Raw genomic sequence first — 19894 nt, forward strand, 5'->3', positions numbered from 1 at the left:
AGGAGCTTCCGCATGATGCTGCAGGGATGGCGGTGGTACGGACCCAACGATCCCGTATCGCTCGACGATATCCGCCAGGCCGGCGCGACCGACGTGGTGACGGCGCTGCATCAGGTTCCGATCGGCGAGGCCTGGACGCGCTCAGCTGTCGAGGAGCGGAAGAGCCTGATCGAGAACTCGCAACCGGGCCGCTCACAGCTCGCCTGGTCAGTGGTGGAATCGATCCCGATTCCTGATGACGTGAAGCGGTTAGGGGGCAAGGCAACCCGCTCGATCGAAGCGTGGATCGCGAGCATGGAGGCGGTCGCCGCCGCCGGTATCAAGATCATCTGCTACAATTTCATGCCTGTCGTGGACTGGTGCCGCACCGATCTCGAATGGGAACTGCCGAACGGCGCCAAGGCGATGCGCTTCGACCATGACCGTTTCGCGGCGTTCGACCTGCACATCCTGCAGCGGCCGGAAGCGCCTGCGGAATATTCCGAGGCCGCGCAGCGCCGCGCCAGGCAGGTCTATGAAGCGATGACGCAGGCCGATATCGACGTCCTCATCACCAACATTGCCAGCGCGCTGCCGGGATCCACCACCGATCCCCTGACCATTCCGCAATTTCGCGACCGCCTGCAGCAATACCGCGGCATTGATTCCACGGTGCTACGCCGGCACTTAAGCGAATTTCTCGCGCGCGTCGCGCCGGTGGCGGAGCAGCTTGGCGTCACGCTGACGCTGCATCCGGACGATCCGCCGCGTCCGCTGTTCGGCCTGCCGCGCATCGCGTCATCGGCGGAGGATTATCAGGCGCTGTTCGACGTGGTGCCATCAAAAGCCAACGGCATCTGCTTCTGCACCGGTTCACTCGGCGTGCGCGCGGAGAACGATCTGCCCGCGATGGCCAAGCGCTTCGCCCCGCGGATCGGCTTTGCCCATCTGCGGGCGACCAAGCGGGAAGCCGACGGCCTGTCATTCTTCGAGTCCGATCATCTCGATGGCGACGTCGACATGATCGCGGTGTTGAAGGCTTTGCTGGCGGAGAACCGAACGCGTTCGCCGGAAAATCAGATCGTGTTCCGGCCGGACCACGGCCACCGCATGCTCGACGATCTCGCCGCGACCAAGCGCACCAATCCCGGCTACACCGCGATCGGGCGCTTACGTGGCCTAGCCGAATTGCGCGGCGCCATCCACGCCATTGAACACGCCGGGTAACTGCACTTCCGTCCGCTTCAGCCCTTGCGCTTCGCCGCTTCGAAGGCCGCCAACCGCGCGGCGAACTTGCCGTTTGCAAGGCCAGCGCGCGCGAGGATAGTCGGGGCGGGCAGCGCCTGGGTATACGCGTGCAACGGCCGACGATGAGCAGTGCGAATGCGTATAGTTGTGGAACTGGCAACTACACCCGCAAGGGTTCGATTCATCCCGCGATCTACTGCACGACGTTCCCGATGTGCTTGCTGGACGCACGGCCCGATGAACGTTCGAACTCATGAGAGCCGTCCATCAGGTGCATTACCTCGATGCAATCGGCGTTCAGGCGGTCGTTGTCGACCAGCCGCCCCGCAAGCACCTTCGCCTGAGACGGATCGTCGGACTGTACATCGACCCAGCGCTGGAGGCACTTGAAGCTGTGACCGTCGGAATTCAAGAGATCTTTGTAGAAGGAGACGCGGTAATTGCTCATCTTGGCACTCCCCGTCGTACCGGCATCTAGGCGCTAGCTTATACTCTCAGGCGCGGACGTCGGCCAGCCGCTCGCTGGGCAATGACGACGATTTAATTTAACCCGCTCTTTGGGATGCCAGTGTGGGGTCTGGCTGCAGCCGCTGGATGCGCGTCACGCGAAAAGCTACCGGAGGGATGCCAAGGGGCGACGGCGCACGCCCTACCTGTCAGCGGCAAAATACATCGCGCCGAGGTCGCGAGCGCGCAATCTGCCTCGCCGGATCGACCACCGCTCGAGGCTGTTTTGCATCGCCTCGGCGAGCGCCGGATGCGCGTTCAATCGCTTTTCCGGCACGCATGCGATGATCGCATTTCGATCCTGGACGCCCTGTTCGTCGATGATCCAGGCTGCCAGCCGGTCGCCGGCAAGCCGCGCGGCGATACGATCGGGTACCGGGTCGATGTCGTTCGCGACCAACACGTTCATCACGATGCGGCCGCCGGGCGCAAGCCGCGCGCGGATGGCATCGCAGGTCTCGACGTCGAATTCATCGTCAAAGCGAAAATCCGGACCTCCGACATCGATGGCGATCCCGTCGTAAAGCAGATCGTCGTCGAGAATGAACTTCCGGAAATCGGATGCGATCAGCGGCAATCCGTCCGGCAGCCCAAAATATCGCTGGGCGATCACGAAGCTGATCGGATTGTTGTCGACGATCGTCAGCTCTTTTCCGAGACGCGCCAGCCTGGTCGCGAGATTCCCGCCGCCGCATCCCAGGACGAGAATGTTGGTCGCGCGATGCAAGAGCTCGTCCATGAGCCTGACATAGCTGAAGACGCTCTCGCCGTCGGGCGTGGCCTGGCTCTGCCTGATGCCTTCCTCGAAATAGATCAGTGTTCCATCCGCGGTGCATTCGACGATCTCGATCGCGCCGTTCCTGCCCCGATAACGCCCCAGCAACCGCACCTGACATCACCATGCATCAAATAGGATGTATGAGCCATCGTTTATCATGTAGCATGCCTGATGCCAAATCGCTCATGGCGGATGTCCCTGGCGTGTGTGATGTGCTGAACCTCTGAATTGATGCTTGAGCCCGTAATTTAGACGGTATATCCGTATTAATCCGGAATCGGAGAACCCGTCCCATGATTACCGCCAATCAACTCAGGGCCGCGCGCGCACTCCTGAACATAGATCAGCGGCAGATGGCCGATCTCGCGGATCTTTCCGTGCCGACCATCCAACGCATGGAAGCCAGCGATGGCGTCATCCGCGCCAATGTCGATTCCCTCATGAAACTGGTTTCCGCGCTTGAGAGCGCCGGGATCGAGTTGATCAATCCGGGCGCCGCGAGCGCGACCGGGGGGCGGGGCGTACGCCTTCGCGAACATGTCACAAATCCGAAGATGAAGGTCAAGACCGTGCGCCAACCCAAGAAGGTACTGGAGCGGGTTCGATAGCTTTCCTCACGACGTCACGGCGTTCGCGCCCGCCTGTTCCAGCAGTGCAAGAAGACCGCGCAGCATTGCGACCGGGGTGGGCGGGCAGCCCGGAATGTGCAGGTCGACCGGGACGACTTCGGAGACGCCGCCGACGACCGCATAGCTGCCGGCAAAACATCCGCCGTCCCGCGCGCAATCTCCGACCGCGACGACCCATTTTGGGTTCGGCGTCGCGTGATAGGTGCGCTCCAGCGCCTCGCGCATGTTCTTCGTCACCGGTCCCGTCACCATCAGGACGTCCGCATGACGCGGCGAGGCGACGAACCGCAGGCCGAACCGCTCGACGTCGTAATAGGCGTTGTTGAGCGCGTGAATTTCCAACTCGCATCCGTTGCAGGATCCGGCATCGACCTCGCGTATCGAAAGGCTCCGGCCGAGCCGCCGCCGCGCCGTCTGGCCGACGGCGGTCGCAAGTTCCGCTACCGCGGCATCGGCCGCCGATGGCGCCGGCTCGGTGAGCGGCTGGCGAAACACGCTTTCGAAAAGCAGCTTGCGCATCGCGTAACGTCCTTACAGATCGTGGCCCGAATAGGAGCAGTTGAACGACTTGTTGCAGAGCGGAAAGTCAGCGACGATGTTGTTCTCGATCACGGCTTCCAGCAGCGGCCATTGAAACCATGAGGGGTCGCGCATGTGACATCGCTCGATCAGGCCATTGCGCAAGCGCAGCCAGACCAGAATGTCGCCGCGGAATCCCTCCACGATCGCCATGCCCTCGCGTACCTCTCCTCCAAGCGGGACTTCCTTGCGTATCGGTCCCTCGGAAAGCCGGCTCAGTATCTGGTCGATCAGCGAAAGGCTTTGCTCGACTTCGCGGATCCTGATCCAGACACGGGCGTTGACGTCGCCTTCGTTCAGGACAGGAACGTCGAAGTGCAGGCTGTCATACGGCGGATAGGCCAGCGCGCGGCGCGCATCGAACGACCGGCCCGAGGCGCGGCCGACATAGCCGCCGGCTCCATATTGGCTCGCCAGTGAAGTTTTCAGCGTGCCGGTATCGACGGTGCGATCCTGCAGCGAAGCGGTGTTGTCGTAGAGTTCGACCAGCGCGGGAAAGCGCAGGCGGATATTGTCCAGCGCGGCCTGGATGGCTTCCATCCCGTCCTTGCCGATGTCGCGGGCCACGCCGCCGGGCACGATGACGTCGCGCATCAGGCGATGGCCGAAGGCCGCACCGGCTGCACGCAGTACGCTCTCGCGCAACACGCCGCAATGCGCGTGCATCAGCGCAAAGGAAGCGTCGTTGCAGATCGCGCCGATGTCACCGAGATGGTTGGCGAGCCGCTCGAGTTCTGCGAGCAGCGCCCGCAGGAACACGGCGCGCTCCGGCGCCTTGAGATCAAGTGCGGCTTCGGCGGCGCGCGAAAATGCGTAGGCATAGGCGACGGTGCTGTCGCCCGAGGCGCGGCCGGCGAGCCGAACGCCGCGTTCGAGGCTCGCACCGGTCATCAGGCCGTCGATGCCCTTGTGGACATATCCCAGCCGTTGCTCCAGCCGGACCACGGTCTCGCCGCTGGCAGTAAAGCGGAAATGTCCGGGCTCGATGATCCCGGCATGCACCGGGCCGACCGGAATCTGGTGCAGGCCGTCGCCTTCCGCGGCGAGAAAGCGATAGGGCGCCGCCTTCGGCAGCGCGTCGATGCGATCGCCCAACGGGAAGCGCACGCCCCAGCGATTGTGATCGAGCCAGGGCCGTGCATCGGAAGAGTCCTCGGCGGACAATCCGAACAGATCGTGGATGGTGCGCTCCAACCGCCGGGCCGGCGGGTGATGCCGGCCTACGGAAGGAAAGCGACGATTGGGGCAATCCAGGCTGATGACCGCGATGTCAGCGGCCTGCCCATCCATGATCGCCATGTGAACCGTTGCGGGATCGCCCCACAGGCCAAGCAGGCTCCAGCGTCCATGCGCCAGTTCGCTCGCCGCAAACGTCCAGACCGAAGCATCGACCACGACGCGCAGCCACGGGCTGTGTTGCCCGACCTTGCGGCCTTCCAGCGACAGATCGATCAGCGATGGCATGTCAGTCCTGTCCTCTATCCAAGGAGTTGGGCCACGTGCTGGAACCAGACCACCAGCGGGGCGGGAAGATAAATCCCTGCGCCCAATACCAGTGCGAGATGCGCGAACATCGGAATGTAGGATGCGTCGGCAGGCGCCGTGCTGCCGCGCGGTTCGCCGAAGGCGACGCTGGTCAGGCGCAACGTCAGGGCGCCGAAGGCCAATAGCAGCCCGAACACCAGTACGATCGCAAGCAATGGCTGCCTTGCAAAGGTCGAGCTCACGACCAGGAATTCGCTCATGAAGATGCCGAGCGGCGGCAGTCCCGCGATTGCGACGACGCCTACCACCAGTCCCCAGCCGAGCGCCGGATGGGTCACGGTCAAGCCGCGGATCCGCGAGATCCGCTGGGTGCCCTTGATCTGAGCAATATGACCCACAGCATAGAAGATCGCCGACTTGGTCAGGCTATGCATCACCATGTGCAGCAGCCCGGCGAAATTGGCGAGCGGGCCGCCCATGCCGAACGCGAACACGATGATGCCCATGTGTTCGATCGAGGAGTAGGCGAACAGGCGTTTGATATCGCGCCGCCGGTATAGCATGAACGCCGCGAAGATCAGCGAGACCAGGCCCATCGTCACCATCAGCGGACCGGGCGCGATCGAGGCCGGGTTGGCCGCGAGCAATATCTTGAAGCGCAGCAGCGCATAGAGCGCGACGTTCAGGAGCAGACCCGACAACACGGCCGATATCGGCGTCGGACCCTCGGCGTGCGCGTCGGGCAACCAGGCATGGAGCGGTGCGAGGCCGACCTTGGTGCCGTAGCCGAGAAACAGGAACACGAACGCGACGTTGAGCAGGGCCGCGTCGAAGTTCGCGGCGCGCTCGACCAGTAGCGTCCAGACCATGCCGTCCTGACCTTCGCCCATGACCGGGCGCGCCGCCATATAGACCAGGATGGTGCCGAACAAAGCGAGTGCAATTCCAACGCTGCCGAGGATGAAATATTTCCAGGCGGCTTCGAGCGCCGCATGGGTACGGTAGATGCCGACCATCAGCACCGTCGTGAGCGTCGCGAGTTCGACCGCCACCCACATCAGGCCGATATTGTTCGAAACGAACGCCAGATTCATGCCGAACATCATGGTCTGATACATGGCGTGGTAGAAACGCAGGTACGTCGGCGTCAGCCGTCCGGTTTCGAGTTCATGCGCGATATAGCTCGCGCTGAAGATGCTGGTGGTGAATCCGACGAACGTATTGAGCACGATGAAGACGATGTTCAGGTCGTCGATCAGCACATACGGTCCGGGGGAGGAACGTTCCATCACGAACAGGCAGAGCGCAGACAGGAAAGTTGCGAGGCTGGCCAGGACGTTCAGCCGCGCCGTCAGACGGTAGCCGGGCAGGGCGGCCAGCAGCGCCGCCGAGCAGATCGGTATCAGCAGAACCGCTGTGACCGGGTCGAAGAAAGGCAAGGTCATCGGCGTTCGCCCCGGAAGTCGTCGAGCGCGGAGACATCCACCGAATCGAAGCGCTCACGGATTCGGAACAGGAAGATGCCGATCACGATGAACGCGATCAGGATCGAGAAGGCGACGCTGATCTCGACCACCAGCGGCATTCCCTTGGCCCCGGTTGCCGCCAGTACCAGTCCGTTCTCGAGCGACATGAAGCCGACAACCTGGCTGACCGCGTTGCGGCGCGTCACCATGACCAGAAGCCCGAGCAGCACCACCGACAGGGCGAAGGCGAGATCCTCGCGCGCCAGCGGGTCGGCGTCGCTCGTCACCCGCAGCATCAGAACCAGCGAGAGCGCGACCAGGCCCATCCCGGCCAGCATGGTCGGGCCGATTCCGACGGCGGATTCGATGTCGCGGTGAATTCCGAGCTGCTTGACGATGCGGTGCAGCGCCACCGGAATGACGATTGCCTTGAACACCAAGGCGATGAACGCGGTGACGTAGAGATGGGGCGCGTCCTGGATGAAGGCCTGCCAGGCGACCGAGAGCGACAGCACCAGAGCGTGGAGCGCGAAAACGTTGAGTAGCGAGTAGAGACGGTCCTGATACAGCATCATAAGGCTGATCAGCACCAGTCCGCCGGCCAGCGTGTGCGAAACGTCGAAGGCGAGGCTGTGCATCTGCATCAGAAACTCCTCGAGACGAACAGGAGCAGGGTGCCGAGCAAGCCCAGCATGAGCGCCGCGCCGAGGAACTGCGGAACACGAAACACCCGCATCTTTGCGGTCGCGGTCTCGAACAGCGCGAGCAGGAAGCCGGCCAGCGCGAGCTTGACGATGTAGGCGCCGGCGCCGATCGTGTAGGACAGCGCTCCGCTGCCGTACAGCGCGATCTGCCAGGGGGAGAACACGCAGGCGATCAGCGAGACATAGAGCAGCAGTTTGAGGAACGCGCCGAGCTCGATCATCGCCAGATGGCGCCCCGAATATTCCAGGATCATCGCCTCGTGCACCATGGTGAGTTCGAGGTGCGTCGCCGGATTGTCGACCGGAATGCGGGCGTTCTCCGCGATCGCCACCATGAACAGTGCGACCAGCGCCATGCCGAGCGACACCCGCAAGCCCACGTAGGACGACGCCAGGAAATGCGCGACCGTCGAAAGCTGGGTCGAGCCGGCGACGAGCGCCAGGCAAAACACGATCAGCAGCATCGCGGGCTCGGCAAGTGCGGCGATCATGACTTCGCGGCTGGAGCCGATGCCGCCAAAACTGGTGCCGACGTCCATTCCGGCGAGTGCGAGGAAGAAGCGCGCGCTTCCCAATAGCGCAACGATGGCGATCAGATCGGCTGTCCAGTTGAACAACAGTCCGGTCGCGAAGGTCGGCACCAGCGCAGCGGCCACCCAGATCGCGGCGAAGGTGATGTAGGGCGTGACGCGGAACAGCCATGATGCGTTGTCGGCGAGCACCACCTCCTTGCGCATTAGCCGGAGCAGGTCGCGATAGGGCTGAAAGATGGAGGCGCCCTGGCGGCGTACCAGCCGGGCCTTGATCTTGCGCACATAGCCGGTCAACAGCGGCGCGAGCAGCAGCACGAGCAGCATCTGCACACCTTGCACGATGATGTCGGAGATCACGACCATATCGCGAGCACCAGCAGCAATGTGACGAGGGTGACAAAGACCAGGCTGAGATATCGCCGGATGGTCAGGAACTGCAGGCGGTTGAGCCGCGTGGACAAGAAGCCGACGGCATCCGCAATCGGCGCATACATTCCGCTCCAGACCAGGTCGTGCAATTCGATCCTGAGCCGCGCCGGCCCGATATCTCCCGGCGGCGGCATTGTGACGTGATCGCGGGCGTGGAAGACCAGCGTGCCAAACACCCGGCGGATCGGTTGCGCAAAGCTGACGCCTGAATATTGCGCGGCGGGTGCCGCGTCGGAGAAACCGCATCCCCAGGCCGGCCCCCGTCGTAGCGCGCGCGAGGCGAAGCGGTGAATGAAATAGACCGCCAACGACGCGGTTGCCGTGATGAACACCATCACCAGCAATCCATTGTATGAACTGCGGCCCTCCGCGATCGGCACGATCGAAAGCCAGGGTTGGCTGGCCTGCGCCGGCATGCGGCTGCCGACAATTTGGGAGGCGACCGGCGCAAGGGCGTCGATTGCCAGTCCCGGCAGGATTCCGGTCAATAGACAAAGCACGGCGAGGATGAACATGGCCGCGAGCGAGAAGCGGTCGACTTCACGGGCGGTCTCTGCCGCTGGGCCGCGGGGGCGACCGAGAAAGGTCACGCCATAAGCCTTGACGAAACAGGCCGCCGCCAGCGCCGCCGCCAGCGCGAGCATCGCGCCGACCGCCGGCACCATGATCTTCAGCGCCCATTGCGGCAGCTCCGGGCTTTGCAACACCGCCTGGAAGATCAGCCATTCGGACACGAAGCCGTTGAACGGCGGAAGCGCCGAGATCGCAACGCAGCCGACGAGAACGACGAAGCTCGTGAACGGCATGCGGTGAATGAGGCCGCCCAGTTTGTCCATGTCGCGCTCGCCCGTCGCAGTCAGCACGGCGCCGGCGCCGAAGAACAGCAGGCTCTTGAAGAAGGAGTGGTTGAGCACGTGAAACAGGGCAGCCGTGAAGGCGAGCGCGGCGGCGAGATTCATGCCATTGGCCTGGAACGCCATCGCAAGGCCGAGGCTGACGAAGACGATGCCGATATTTTCGATGGTGCTGTAGGCCAGGAGGCGCTTCAGATCCTTTTCCATCATGGCGTAAAGAATGCCCATGACGGCGGTGATGCTGCCGAGGAACAGTACGACCGCGCTGACCGGCCATGTCGGCTGTCCCAGCAGATCGAACATGACGCGAATGAAGCCGTAGATCGCGACCTTGGTCATGACGCCGCTCATCAGCGCCGAAACATGGCTCGGGGCCGCGGGATGGGCGAGCGGCAGCCAGACATGCAGCGGCACCAGGCCAGCCTTCGAACCGGCGCCGAGCAGCATCAGGATCAGCACCAGCGTCGCTGAGTATGGCGCGTGCTGCGCGGCGCGTATGGCCGCAAATCCATAGTCTCCGGCAGGCCCTGCCAGCAGGCCGAACGCCAGCAGCAAGGCAAGCGTGCCGAAACTCGCCATCACGAGATAGACGTAGCCGGCTTTGGCGTTGCCCGGTTCGCGATGGTGCGCCATCACCAGCGCCCAGGACGCCAGCGACATGAATTCCCAGCACAGCAGATAGGAAAATGCGTCGTCGGCCAGCACCACGAGATTCATGCCGGCCAGAAAGGCGGGAAAGAACGGCAGTACGCGATGCGGCGCGGGATCATGATGGCCGTAACCGAGGCCGTAGAGACTTGCCGATGCCCCGCCCAGATTGACGACGATGAGGAAGAACGAGGCCAATGCGTCGAGACGGAAATGCGCCCCAAGCCACGGCAAGCCCACCGGCAAGGTGAGGGTGGTGGCGTCCGTGGGGCCGCCGAGCAGGTTGCGCAACGCGCCGATCAGTGCAATCGCGGATACCGCCAGTGTCGCGCCGTAGATGACGGCCGTGACGGTCTTCGAGCGGCTCAGCGCGATCGCCAGCACGGCCAGCCCAAGCAACCCGGCGACACAGACCATTTGCAGAGCGACGGCCGACATTATTTGCGCGACCTCGCTCCGCTCGATGCCTTGATTTCGGGTCGCGCGTTGGAAGATCCGTAATCGGCCTTCAGCCGCACGCCGCGTCCGCCGTCGGCGCTGCTCGCCCCGGCATCGATCAATTCTATGCCGGCGCCCTCGAGCGCGGTGATCAGCTTCACCAGCGAATCGACATTGCCCCGGACCATGGTCTCACTTGCTTCCATGCGCTGGATGGTCGGCACCGAAAGCCCCGATAGTGCCGCGAGCCGACGCTGATCGATGCCGAGAAGCACCCTGGCAGCCCGTAATTGAGCCGCAGTGATCATCAGTCTGCCTCGCCGGCAAGGCTCGGGCCAATTATGGACGTCATTCCTGCATCCTAAGTATTGATGTTCAGATGTCAACAAGTGATATCTCAGATATCTATTCTGAGGGGTGCGTTTGAGGACGAAGCGTGCTGGCTTCTGGCCCGATCCACGTGGCGTTCCCCGGATGCTGCGCAGCGCGCCGCTTCTTGGCGGCGTGATGTGCTGCTGATCCGGGGTCCTTGCTCGGTGCGCTGGGGTCCCGGTTCTGCGGAGCAGCGCTACGCGCTGCGCCGCGTCCGGGACACGGAGACTAATTACGCGTCCTCAATCCTGCGCCGCCGGCTTGGTCGCGAACTGCGGAAACATCGCCGCGACGACGGGGCCGTCGGTGCGCCAGGAATGGCAGCCGCCGATGAAGAACGGACGCTGGCCGGAGTTCTGCTGGTTCTCCAGCGTGTCGCGGCCTTCCGGATTTCTGCCATAGGACATGGTCTGATACAGCGTGGTCACGGCGGGGCCGAGCAATTCGGCGAGATGCGTGCAGGTCTCGATCCGGCCGATCTTGCGCCGCACCGTCTCGCGCCAGCCCGGCCCTATCCGCTCGCCGACCAGGCGCTGCAAGATCGGCTCGACCTCGATGCAGGTCGGGTAGGGCGTGGCGCGCATCATCGCCTCCGCCTCGCGAATGGTCATGCCGTCGTCGATCGCCAGCCGCAGGCCGATATCGTGGACGGGATCGCCCGGCTTCAGTTCGCTGCGGAAACGATCGGCACGCTGGGTGAAAGGCTTTGTATCCCGCAGCCACGCCTCGACTTCCCAGAGCCCGTCATCCCGCAGGAAGCCTTCGCATTCGACCGATCGCGTGTGCATCAGGCGGCGCGATGGCTTGCCGTTTTCCAGAGACATCAGTCCGTATCCTGCTTCGATGCGTCGCTTCAGCCGAATTTCACGATCATCTTGCCGAGCGCCGATCGCGACTGCATGGTCTTGAAAGCCTCGCGGAAATTCTCGAACGGCACGATCTTGCCGACCACGGGCAGCAATTTTCCCGATGCCAGCCAGTCGAACAATTGCGCCATCAGGCGGGCGTGAGTTTCCGGCTCGCGCTTCTGGATCTGGGCGAGGTCGACGCCGAGCAGCGCGCCACCTTTCAGCAGCGGCAGGTTGAACGCCAGCGCTGGAATGGTGCCGGAGGCGAATCCGACGACGAGGTGCCGCCCGCGCCAGGCGATCGAGCGGAACGCCTGCAGCGAGACTTCACCGCCGACAGGATCGAAAATGACATCCGGCCCATGTCCGCCGGTCAATTCCTTCAGCGTCTCCCGCCAATCCGCCTGGGTGTAGTCGATGGTCTGATCGGCGCCGTGACGAACCGCGAAGTCGCGCTTTTCCGGCGTTGAGGCCGCGGCAATCACCCGCGCGCCCATCAGCTTCCCAATCTGGACGGCTGCGATGCCGACGCCGCCGGCCGCGCCCAGCACCAGCAATATTTCGCCTTCGCGCAGCGACGCGCGGGCATCCAGCGCGTAAAGCCCGGTCAGGTAGTTGGCCTGAAACGACGCCCCAGCCTCGAACGGAACTTGCGGCGGCAGGTGCTGGAGCGCCGCAGACGGCACCGAGATATATTCGGCGAGCGCGCCGGAACGGGCCATGCCGATCACCGGCATGCCCGGCTTGAACGCGCCGATATTGTCGGCGACGGCATCGACCGTTCCGGCAAACTCCGTTCCTGGCACGAACGGCAGCGGGTCCTTCGTCTGATAAAGGCCCTGCACCTTCAAGCCATCGACGAAGCCGACTGCCGCGGCGCCGACCCTGACACGGACTTCGCCCGCGGCGAGGCCGGGCGTATCGATCTCCTTGATCGAGATTCCGTCGATCGAATTGTAGTTCTCGACAACGACCGCCTTCATGCAAATTCTTTCATGCGTTTTCTCTTCATATCCCAAGACCTTGCGCCGGTGTCTTGAGGCGCCTGCAGATACTTGAGGTGAACTCTATTCGGCAGCTTCGGCCTGCCGGTCGATCGCCAGCGCGCCTTGCTTGATGAGCGGAATCAAGTCGCGCCCGATCGCCATCGTGTCGTGCGGATTCTCGAAACCGCGCAGCAGGAAGGAATGAATGCCGAGCCGGTAATATTCCAGCACGGCTGCCGCGATCTGCTCGGGTGTTCCGACCAGGCATGATGTATTGCCGGGAGCGCCGGTGGCACGCGCGATCCCCATCCATAGCCGCTCGTCATGGACGTCGCCGCGCGCGGCGTAGCCGAGCAGGCGTTCGGCGGAATGATTGGTCGGCTGCGGCGCGGCACCGGTCTTACGCTCGACATCCGCCAGCAGGGCGTTCGCCTTGTCCCACGCCGCGCCTTCGCTGTCCGCCATGATCGGCCGCAGCGACATGTTGAAGCCGACGCTGCGCCCAAAGGCAGCTGCGCGACGGCGGAAATCCTGCACCCGTTCCCGCGTTTCCTTCAGCGGCTCGCCGAAGATCGCGAACACGTCGCAATGTTTGGCGCCCATCTCCAGCGCGCCCTCCGACGAGCCGCCGAAAAACAGCGGAGGGAAGGGTTGCTGATAGGGCTTGATGTCGGAGAAACCGCCCTCGACGCGGTAGAATTCGCCCTTGTGATCGATCGGGCTGTCGCTGGTCCAGAGTTTTTGCATCACCTCCAGATATTCGCCGGCGCGGCGATAGCGGTCGTTCTTGGGCAGGAAGTCGCCTTCGCTCGCCTGGTCCGCGTCGCTGGTGCCGGCGATGATATGCAGCGCCATCCGGCCCTGCGAGAGCTGGTCGAAGGTCGCGACCTGCCGCGCGGCCAGTGCGGGGGCCACCGAGCCCGGCCGGTGTGCGATCAGGAACTTGATCCGCTCGGTGTGATCGGCGGCATAAAGTGCAATCGCAAAACCTTCGGCGGCGGAAGCGTAATAGCCGACAAGAACGGAATCGTAGTTCCACTGCTCGTGCAGCCGGGTGAAATCGACCACCCATTGCCGCGATATTTGTCCCTTGATCAGGTGAACCGCGACGCCCTCCTGCTGGGTGCCGATCATTCCGATGATTCTTGCGGGCATGGGCGCTTCCCGGTTTTTGGTTTGACCGAATGAAACGCGCATCGTCGTGCGAATGCAAGCGCTTAGCGACTTGTGTTTAGGCGTCGCCTTCGCGCTCCGCGCCCACTGCCGCCAGCGCTTCGCCATGCCGGCGTGACAGCGCCGAGGTAATGTTGCGCTCGGTCAGGTCCATCAGGCGATGCATCGCGCGCCGCGCGCCGTCGGGATTGCGCGCCCAGATCTCGTCGAGGATGGCGCGGTGATAGGGCAGGCTCTTGCGCGGCGCGCCCGGGTTCAGCGTCGAGAGATCGAACGACATCCGCAGCGCCGCCTCGACGGTGGCGCCGAAGGCGACCAGAAAGTCGTTGCCGGTCGCCGTCAGGATGCCGCGATGGAAGCGCAGATCGGGCTCGGAATAGGCGCGGCTGTCCATCCCCGCGGCGTCCATCTCCCGGTATGCCCGTTCGATCCGGGCGAGGTCGGTGTCCGAGCCGCGCTCGGCGCAGATCGCGCAAGCCTCAGGTTCGACGATCCGGCGCACCTGCGTGAGCTGGCGGGCGAACTCTTCCGTCGGACGCAGCGCCCATGTCCATTCCAGAAGCTCTGCATCCAGCATGTTCCAGTTAATCCGCTCGCGGACATGGGTGCCGGCCTTCTGCCGCGCCGCAATCAAGCCCTTTGCCTTGAGGATGGACAGCGATTCCCGGATCGAGGTACGGCTGACGCTGAATTGCGACGCGAGCTCGATCTCGCGCGGCAGCGTGCTTCCCTCCTGCCACGTGCCGGAGACGATGAGCTTGGCGATTTCCCGCGCGACGTGGGTGTTGGACTGACGGAGTTCGACGTCCCTGGGCAAATCGTGGACCCTCAAGCCTTGAAATAATATTGTCTGCTTTATTGCGATGTGATGTCAATTGATACCATAAAAATAGTGCATCTGAGAGAAGCATCCTTTTGACAGCACATTTTATGTCGGTCATATTATCCAAAAAGACCGTCAGGGAGGCTGCCATGACCAAGAAGAATTCGAGCCATACATCCGCGGGCTTCAGCCGCCGAACGCTGCTTCAGGCCGGCGCCGCCACCCTCGGCGCGGCCGCATTTCCGATGCCGGCTATTGCACAAGCAAAACCGTTTGCCGGCGTCACGCTGCGCGGCGCGTCCTTTCAGCACCGCTTTTTCACGCTGCTGCAGAACTACATTCCGGAGTTCGAGGCGCAGACCGGCATGAAGGTCGATCTGCAGCTCTCGGCGTTTCCGGTCTACAACCAGCAGGCCAACCTCGAATTGTCGTCGGGCGGCTCGGCGTTCGATTTCGTCAATGTCACCTTCATCCTGGCCGCGCGCTGGGTGGCGGCCGGCTTGCTCGCCAATCTCGACGAATTCACCACTGATCCAAATCTGACGCCGGCGGGATGGAATCCGAAGGATTTCGTCGAGGGTGCGCAGGTGCCGTACCGCGACGCCAAGGGCGCCACCTACGGCTATTCCTGGGAAGGTGGGGCCATGGTGATGGGCCTGTCGCGCATGGACCTGATGGAGAAAAAGGGACTCAAGATTCCCAGGACCTTTGCCGAACTGCAGCAGGTCTGCGCCGAGATCAACGGCACCGACAACGTCAACGGCATCGTCAGCTTCCAGCTCCATCACTGGTGCCTGCCGCCCTATATCCAGGGCTTTGGCGGCAACATCTTCCGCAAGCCGCCTGCCGACATCATGCCGACGCTGAACTCGCCGGAAGCGATTCGGGCCGTTGAATATTACGCGAACCTGCTGAAGAACTACGCGCCGAAGGGCGTACTCACCTACACCGAGGATCAGGCGCGGCAATCCCACATGACCGGCCGCTCCAACATCTTCATTCATTCCAGCGCCTGGATTACGCCGATCCTGCTCTCGAACGACAGCAAGGTGAAAGACACCTCCCGCGTCGTCAGGATGCCCGCCGGGCCTGTGCACGACTACCCGGCCGCCAACAGCCAGGGTCTCGGCATTCCCAAGAACGCCAAGAACAAGAAAGCGGCGTGGGAATTCATCAAGTGGGCGCTCAGCCCCGAAATCTCGATGCGGCTCGTCAAGGAGCACGGCCATTCCTCGGTCTGCCGCAGATCCGTCATCGAGAGTGAGGAATACCGCAAGCTGAACACGGTCAACGGCCAGGACCTCGGCGCGCTCTATCTCGAAGTGCTGGGGCTGCCGGCCAAGGGCGAGAACTACATGGCCTATCGCACCGTGAAGGAGTTCCCGATCGTTGGCGATGTCCTCAACAAGGCGTTCGAACAGGTGGCGACCGGGCAGCTCGCAGCCCAAGCTGCGATGAATGCAGCGCAGGAGCAGGCGGTCGCCAATCTCCGCCGCGCCGGGACCGCGCTTTGAGCGGAGAAGGACTGGTCGACGCCGAGCGCCGCCGCTTCAATCGCATCGCGCTGGCGCCGAGCCTGATCGTGTTGTTCGTGATCGCAGGCTTGCCTGCGATCTATCTTGTCGTGACCAGCCTGACGCCGTTCCAACTGGTCAATCCCGGCTCGTCGACAGATTTCAGCTCGCCCTTGCGGAACTATCGCCTGCTCCCGGGCGACCCGCGCTTCGTCAATTCGCTATGGGTGCAGGCCAAGCTCTCGTTCTGGGGCGTGCTGTTGCAGGTCCTGCTCGGCATGCTGCTGGCGCTATTGCTGCACACGCAGTCGCGCGTCGTGGAATTCGCCCGCACCCTGTTCCTGATTCCGATGGTGCTGCCGCCGATCGTCGTGGCGATCATCTGGAAGCTGATTTACACGCCCGACATCAGTCCGCTCTACTACGCCGCAAGCCTGCTCAACGTGACCATGCCGTCGCTGACTTCGAGCGTCGATTTCGCGCTGACCGCGATCATCATCGCCGACACCTGGGAATGGATGCCCTTCACCTTCCTGATGGTATTGGCGGCGCTGCAGACCATTCCGGAGGAATTTTCCGAAGCCGCCCTGGTCGACGGCGCCAACCGGCTGCAGATCTTCTTCTACATCACGCTGCCCTTCATCACGCCGATCCTGGTCATCTCGGGCATGTTTCGCCTGATCGACAGCGTCAAGGCATTTCCGCTGGTGTTCCTCCTGACCGGCGGCGGACCGGGCAGCGTCACCGAGGTGACCAACTACTATGCCTATCTGCTCGCCTTCGACTTCAACGAAATCGGCTATTCCAGTTCGGTCACGATCGTGATGCTGCTGCTCGTCGTCGCGGTCAGCCTCGGTGTGGTGTGGATGGGCCGCCGCCGCGAGGCCATGGCATGAGTGGGGGCATGAGTGGCCCGGTCCGCCGTTCGGCCAGCCCGCGCCGGCTCGTTGCGATCGGCGTGACGCTGATCGTGCTGCTGTCGCCGTTTCTCTGGCTCTTGCAGATGAGCTTCAAGTCCAACGACCTGATCCTGCAGTTTCCGCCGCCCTTGATCTTCACGCCGACGCTGCAAAATTATGCGTCGCTCTGGCAAGGCGCGTTCGCGGCCTCCTTTGTCAACAGCCTGATGAGTGCGTCATTCTCCACGGCGCTGGCGCTCGTTCTCGGGGTGCCCGCGGCCTACGCGTTGTCGCGATGGGCGGGGCGAGGAAAGCACGCGCTGAGCTTCGCCATCCTGGTGACGCGAATGGCGCCGCCGATCGCATTCACGATTCCGTTCTTCCTGTTCTATCGCTGGATCGGGCTGCTCGACACCGTCACCGGGTTGGTGCTGGTCTACACCAGCTTCAACCTGCCGCTGGTGATCTGGATGATGCAACCGTTTTTTGAAACCGTGCCGTCGTCGCTGGAAGAGGCGGCGCTGGTCGACGGTGCGTCGACACGGGTTGTCTTCCTCCAGATCGTGCTGCCGATGGTCGCGCCCGGCATCGCCGCCACCGCGATCCTGTGCTTCCTCTACGCCTGGAACGACTTCTTCTTTGCGCTGATCCTGACGCGGACCAACGCGCGCACGGCGCCGGTCGCCGTGGTCAACTTCATGAACTACGAGGGATGGGAGTGGGGCAAGATCGCCGCGGGCGGCTCGCTGGTGATGGCGCCGGTCCTGATCTTCTCGCTCGCCGTGCGTCGCTATCTGGTGAGCGGGCTGACAGCGGGCGCCGTGAAAGGGTGATGGCGATGCGGCTTCCGACCGGTGCTTCACGATTTGTATTCATCTTTGCCCATCCGGCCGGCCATGTCGGCGCGCCCCGCCATTACACGCCTTACTTCCAGGGCAATGGGCTGGACTGGCACATGGTGCCGCTCGACATCGCGCCGGAACATCTCTCTGAGACGATCCGCACGTTCGCGAAATCGCCGAGCGTCGCCGGCTTCAATCTCACGATGCCGCACAAGCCGGCGGCGTTCGAGCTATGCGATGCGGTCGGGCCGGCCGCAGAGTTCGAAGGCGTCGTCAACACGATCCGGATCGAGGCTGGCGGTCGGCTGGTCGGCGAATCCTTCGATGGCGGCGGTTTCCTGAATGCGGCGCGCGAGGCGAGGATATTCGATCCAGATCGTCGCTGCGTCGTGATCGGGGCGGGGGGAGCCGGCCGCGCGATCTGTCACGCGCTCGCTGCCGCCGGACTAAAGCGGCTGCGGATCCTGAACGAAGCGCCGGGTCCGGTCGAAATTCTTGCCGCAAAACTCCGCAGCCGTTTCGAAGATCTCGAAATCAGCCTGGACGAAAAATTCGACGACGCCGGCCTGCTCGTCAACGCTACCTCGCTCGGGCTTCGCGAGACGGACGCCCTGCCGATGAATCCCGCGAGGCTGCCGGATGATTGCGCCGTATTCGATATCATCGCCGCCCGTCGGACGGAGTTCATGCAAGCCTGCGCCGCGCGCGGCCTGAAGGTGGTTGATGGCGTCGCGATGATCAAACACCAACTGCCCCTGCAGACTGCATTCTGGCGCGGCGAATCCTGAGCCCATCGCGGATCGCAACCGCGTGCCATCACGCCAAAGTTCCCGATTTCGCCGATCGACCTCCGCGATGCGTAAGATGAATTGCTGCGCTGCGCCAGATGCGGGACCAATGCACAGATTAGTGCGTTAGCGGCCGAACGACGCTACGCAGTGGGAATCCGGCATGGAAGATCTTCTGTCAAAGGTCGAGCAGGCGTTTGATTGGGCGCCACAATGGCTGGTCGGGCTTGGCCTCGTTGTCGGCGCCATTGCCGTGGCGCTGTTGGTGTACGGTATTGCCGCAAGAATCATCAAGCGCGCGCTGCGGATGCGCTGGCCGGCCGTCACGCTGCTCCTGCAAAGGGTCTCCGGCCCGGCGCGGCTGGCGCTTTGTCTCGTCGCCGTGGCGCTGGTGCTGCCGCTGGCGCCTTTGAACGACGTGCTGCGTGAACAGCTCAGGCACTTCTTCATCGTTGCCGTGATCGCGCTGATCGGATGGATCACGGTTCGCGCCGTGGACATGGGGGCCGCGCGCTATCTTCAGCGCTTCCGCCTCGATACCGATGAGAATTTTCTCGCCCGCAAGCACGTCACCCAGGTGCGTGTCTTCAAGCGCGTGATCCATATCTTGATTGTCATCATTGCCGTTTCCACCGCCCTGATGACCTTCGAGTCCGTCAAGCAGTACGGCGTCAGCCTGTTCGCCTCCGCCGGCGCGGCCGGCCTGATCGTCGGCCTTGCCGCAAGGCCTTTGCTCAGCAACCTCATCGCCGGCGTTCAGATCGCGATCACGCAACCGATCCGGATCGAGGACGCCGTCATCATCGAGAACGAATGGGGGTGGATCGAGGACATCGCCTCGACCTATGTCGTGGTCCGGTTGTGGGACTGGCGCAGGATGGTGGTGCCGCTGTCCTACTTCATCGAGCGTCCCTTCCAGAACTGGACCCGCGATACCCAGTCGCTGATCGGGGCCGTTACGCTTCATGTCGATTATTGCACCGATGTCTCGCGGATCAGGCACCGGCTTGAGGAGGCCGTGCGCGAGTCCAAATTGTGGGATGGCGCGGTGGTCAATCTCCAGGTGGTGGAAGCCAGCCCGCGGGCGATCGAGCTTCGGGCGCTGGTCAGCGCCAGATCCGCGCCGCAAGCCTGGGATCTGCGCTGCGAGATCAGGGAAAAGCTGCTCACCTTCATTCGCGAGGAGATGCCGGAAGCCTTCCCGCGCGAACGTGCCATGATATCGCCCCGGCTCGCCGACTTCGGCGACAGTTTCGAGCGCGGCGATGCGCAGTCCCGTCCGGTCCCGGCGACGGCCCACAGCTAGCTCCTGCAGGCGAATTCCCGGCTCCGATGTCCTCGCCGAAACTGCCGAATGAGGCCTTGCGTCCGC

General features: G+C 63.3%; 20 protein-coding genes. 7 read left to right on the plus strand and 13 right to left on the minus strand.

The window, feature by feature from the left end:
- Positions 1-15: 15 nt before the first annotated feature.
- Positions 16-1206: a mannonate dehydratase gene (gene uxuA / locus V1292_RS17085; RefSeq protein WP_334377078.1), complete on the plus strand. Its 1191-nt coding sequence runs from the start codon at positions 16-18 to the stop codon at positions 1204-1206.
- Positions 1207-1420: 214 nt separating this feature from the next.
- Here uxuA and V1292_RS17090 read toward each other — a convergent pair whose 3' ends face one another.
- Positions 1421-1675, minus strand: coding sequence for a hypothetical protein (locus tag V1292_RS17090; RefSeq protein ID WP_334364064.1), 255 nt, complete (start codon positions 1673-1675; stop codon positions 1421-1423).
- 201 nt (positions 1676-1876) lie between these two features.
- Positions 1877-2623 (minus strand): class I SAM-dependent methyltransferase, encoded by a 747-nt coding sequence (locus V1292_RS17095; RefSeq protein ID WP_334373891.1) that lies wholly within the window; start codon positions 2621-2623, stop codon positions 1877-1879.
- A gap of 182 nt (positions 2624-2805) precedes the next feature.
- On the opposite strand from V1292_RS17095, the gene V1292_RS17100 reads away from it, so the two are divergent.
- Entirely contained in the window at positions 2806-3120 is a 315-nt protein-coding gene (locus V1292_RS17100; RefSeq protein ID WP_065748838.1) for a helix-turn-helix domain-containing protein, read from the plus strand.
- Positions 3121-3126: 6 nt separating this feature from the next.
- Here V1292_RS17100 and V1292_RS17105 read toward each other — a convergent pair whose 3' ends face one another.
- The 11 genes from V1292_RS17105 to V1292_RS17155 all read right to left on the minus strand — a co-directional run bounded on the left by V1292_RS17105 (position 3127) and on the right by V1292_RS17155 (position 14473).
- Complete coding sequence (locus tag V1292_RS17105; protein WP_334373892.1) at positions 3127-3660, minus strand: NADH-quinone oxidoreductase subunit B family protein; 534 nt, start codon at positions 3658-3660, stop codon at positions 3127-3129.
- Between the two features lie 12 nt (positions 3661-3672).
- Positions 3673-5184 (minus strand): hydrogenase large subunit, encoded by a 1512-nt coding sequence (locus V1292_RS17110; protein ID WP_334373893.1) that lies wholly within the window; start codon positions 5182-5184, stop codon positions 3673-3675.
- Between the two features lie 14 nt (positions 5185-5198).
- Positions 5199-6650 carry a hydrogenase 4 subunit F gene (locus V1292_RS17115; protein WP_334373894.1) on the minus strand — a complete coding sequence of 484 codons (1452 nt, stop codon included), beginning with the start codon at positions 6648-6650 and terminating at the stop codon, positions 5199-5201.
- Positions 6647-7309: a hydrogenase-4 component E gene (locus V1292_RS17120; protein ID WP_334377079.1), complete on the minus strand. Its 663-nt coding sequence runs from the start codon at positions 7307-7309 to the stop codon at positions 6647-6649. Before V1292_RS17120 ends, V1292_RS17115 begins: the two co-directional genes overlap by 4 nt.
- A 5-nt stretch (positions 7310-7314) precedes the next feature.
- Positions 7315-8271: a respiratory chain complex I subunit 1 family protein gene (locus tag V1292_RS17125; RefSeq protein WP_334373895.1), complete on the minus strand. Its 957-nt coding sequence runs from the start codon at positions 8269-8271 to the stop codon at positions 7315-7317.
- Positions 8262-10277, minus strand: coding sequence for a hydrogenase 4 subunit B (gene hyfB / locus V1292_RS17130; protein ID WP_334373896.1), 2016 nt, complete (start codon positions 10275-10277; stop codon positions 8262-8264). The genes V1292_RS17125 and hyfB overlap by 10 nt, the downstream gene beginning before the upstream one ends.
- Positions 10277-10585, minus strand: coding sequence for a helix-turn-helix domain-containing protein (locus V1292_RS17135; protein WP_334373897.1), 309 nt, complete (start codon positions 10583-10585; stop codon positions 10277-10279). Before V1292_RS17135 ends, hyfB begins: the two co-directional genes overlap by 1 nt.
- 306 nt (positions 10586-10891) lie before the next feature.
- Complete coding sequence (locus tag V1292_RS17140) at positions 10892-11473, minus strand: DUF2889 domain-containing protein (protein WP_334373898.1); 582 nt, start codon at positions 11471-11473, stop codon at positions 10892-10894.
- A 29-nt stretch (positions 11474-11502) separates the two neighbouring features.
- Entirely contained in the window at positions 11503-12480 is a 978-nt protein-coding gene (locus V1292_RS17145) for an NADPH:quinone oxidoreductase family protein (RefSeq protein ID WP_334373899.1), read from the minus strand.
- Between the two features lie 84 nt (positions 12481-12564).
- Complete coding sequence (locus tag V1292_RS17150; protein WP_334373900.1) at positions 12565-13638, minus strand: LLM class flavin-dependent oxidoreductase; 1074 nt, start codon at positions 13636-13638, stop codon at positions 12565-12567.
- Between the two features lie 76 nt (positions 13639-13714).
- Positions 13715-14473 (minus strand): FadR/GntR family transcriptional regulator, encoded by a 759-nt coding sequence (locus tag V1292_RS17155; RefSeq protein ID WP_334373901.1) that lies wholly within the window; start codon positions 14471-14473, stop codon positions 13715-13717.
- Positions 14474-14628: 155 nt separating this feature from the next.
- Here V1292_RS17155 and V1292_RS17160 point away from each other — a divergent pair, with 155 nt between their 5' ends.
- The 5 genes from V1292_RS17160 to V1292_RS17180 all read left to right on the plus strand — a co-directional run bounded on the left by V1292_RS17160 (position 14629) and on the right by V1292_RS17180 (position 19828).
- Positions 14629-15993, plus strand: a complete 1365-nt coding sequence (locus V1292_RS17160; protein WP_334373902.1) for an ABC transporter substrate-binding protein — start codon at positions 14629-14631, stop codon at positions 15991-15993.
- Positions 15990-16889: a carbohydrate ABC transporter permease gene (locus V1292_RS17165; RefSeq protein WP_334373903.1), complete on the plus strand. Its 900-nt coding sequence runs from the start codon at positions 15990-15992 to the stop codon at positions 16887-16889. The genes V1292_RS17160 and V1292_RS17165 overlap by 4 nt, the downstream gene beginning before the upstream one ends.
- 8 nt (positions 16890-16897) lie before the next feature.
- Positions 16898-17725, plus strand: a complete 828-nt coding sequence (locus V1292_RS17170) for a carbohydrate ABC transporter permease (RefSeq protein ID WP_156433648.1) — start codon at positions 16898-16900, stop codon at positions 17723-17725.
- A gap of 5 nt (positions 17726-17730) precedes the next feature.
- Entirely contained in the window at positions 17731-18522 is a 792-nt protein-coding gene (locus V1292_RS17175; RefSeq protein WP_334373905.1) for a shikimate dehydrogenase family protein, read from the plus strand.
- A 163-nt stretch (positions 18523-18685) separates the two neighbouring features.
- The gene (locus V1292_RS17180) at positions 18686-19828 is read left to right on the plus strand and encodes a mechanosensitive ion channel family protein (protein ID WP_334373906.1); all 1143 of its coding nucleotides are present in this window, start codon (positions 18686-18688) and stop codon (positions 19826-19828) included.
- Positions 19829-19894 lie beyond the last annotated feature (66 nt).

It is taken from the genome of Bradyrhizobium sp. AZCC 1719, from assembly GCF_036924525.1.
Lineage (GTDB): Bacteria > Pseudomonadota > Alphaproteobacteria > Rhizobiales > Xanthobacteraceae > Bradyrhizobium.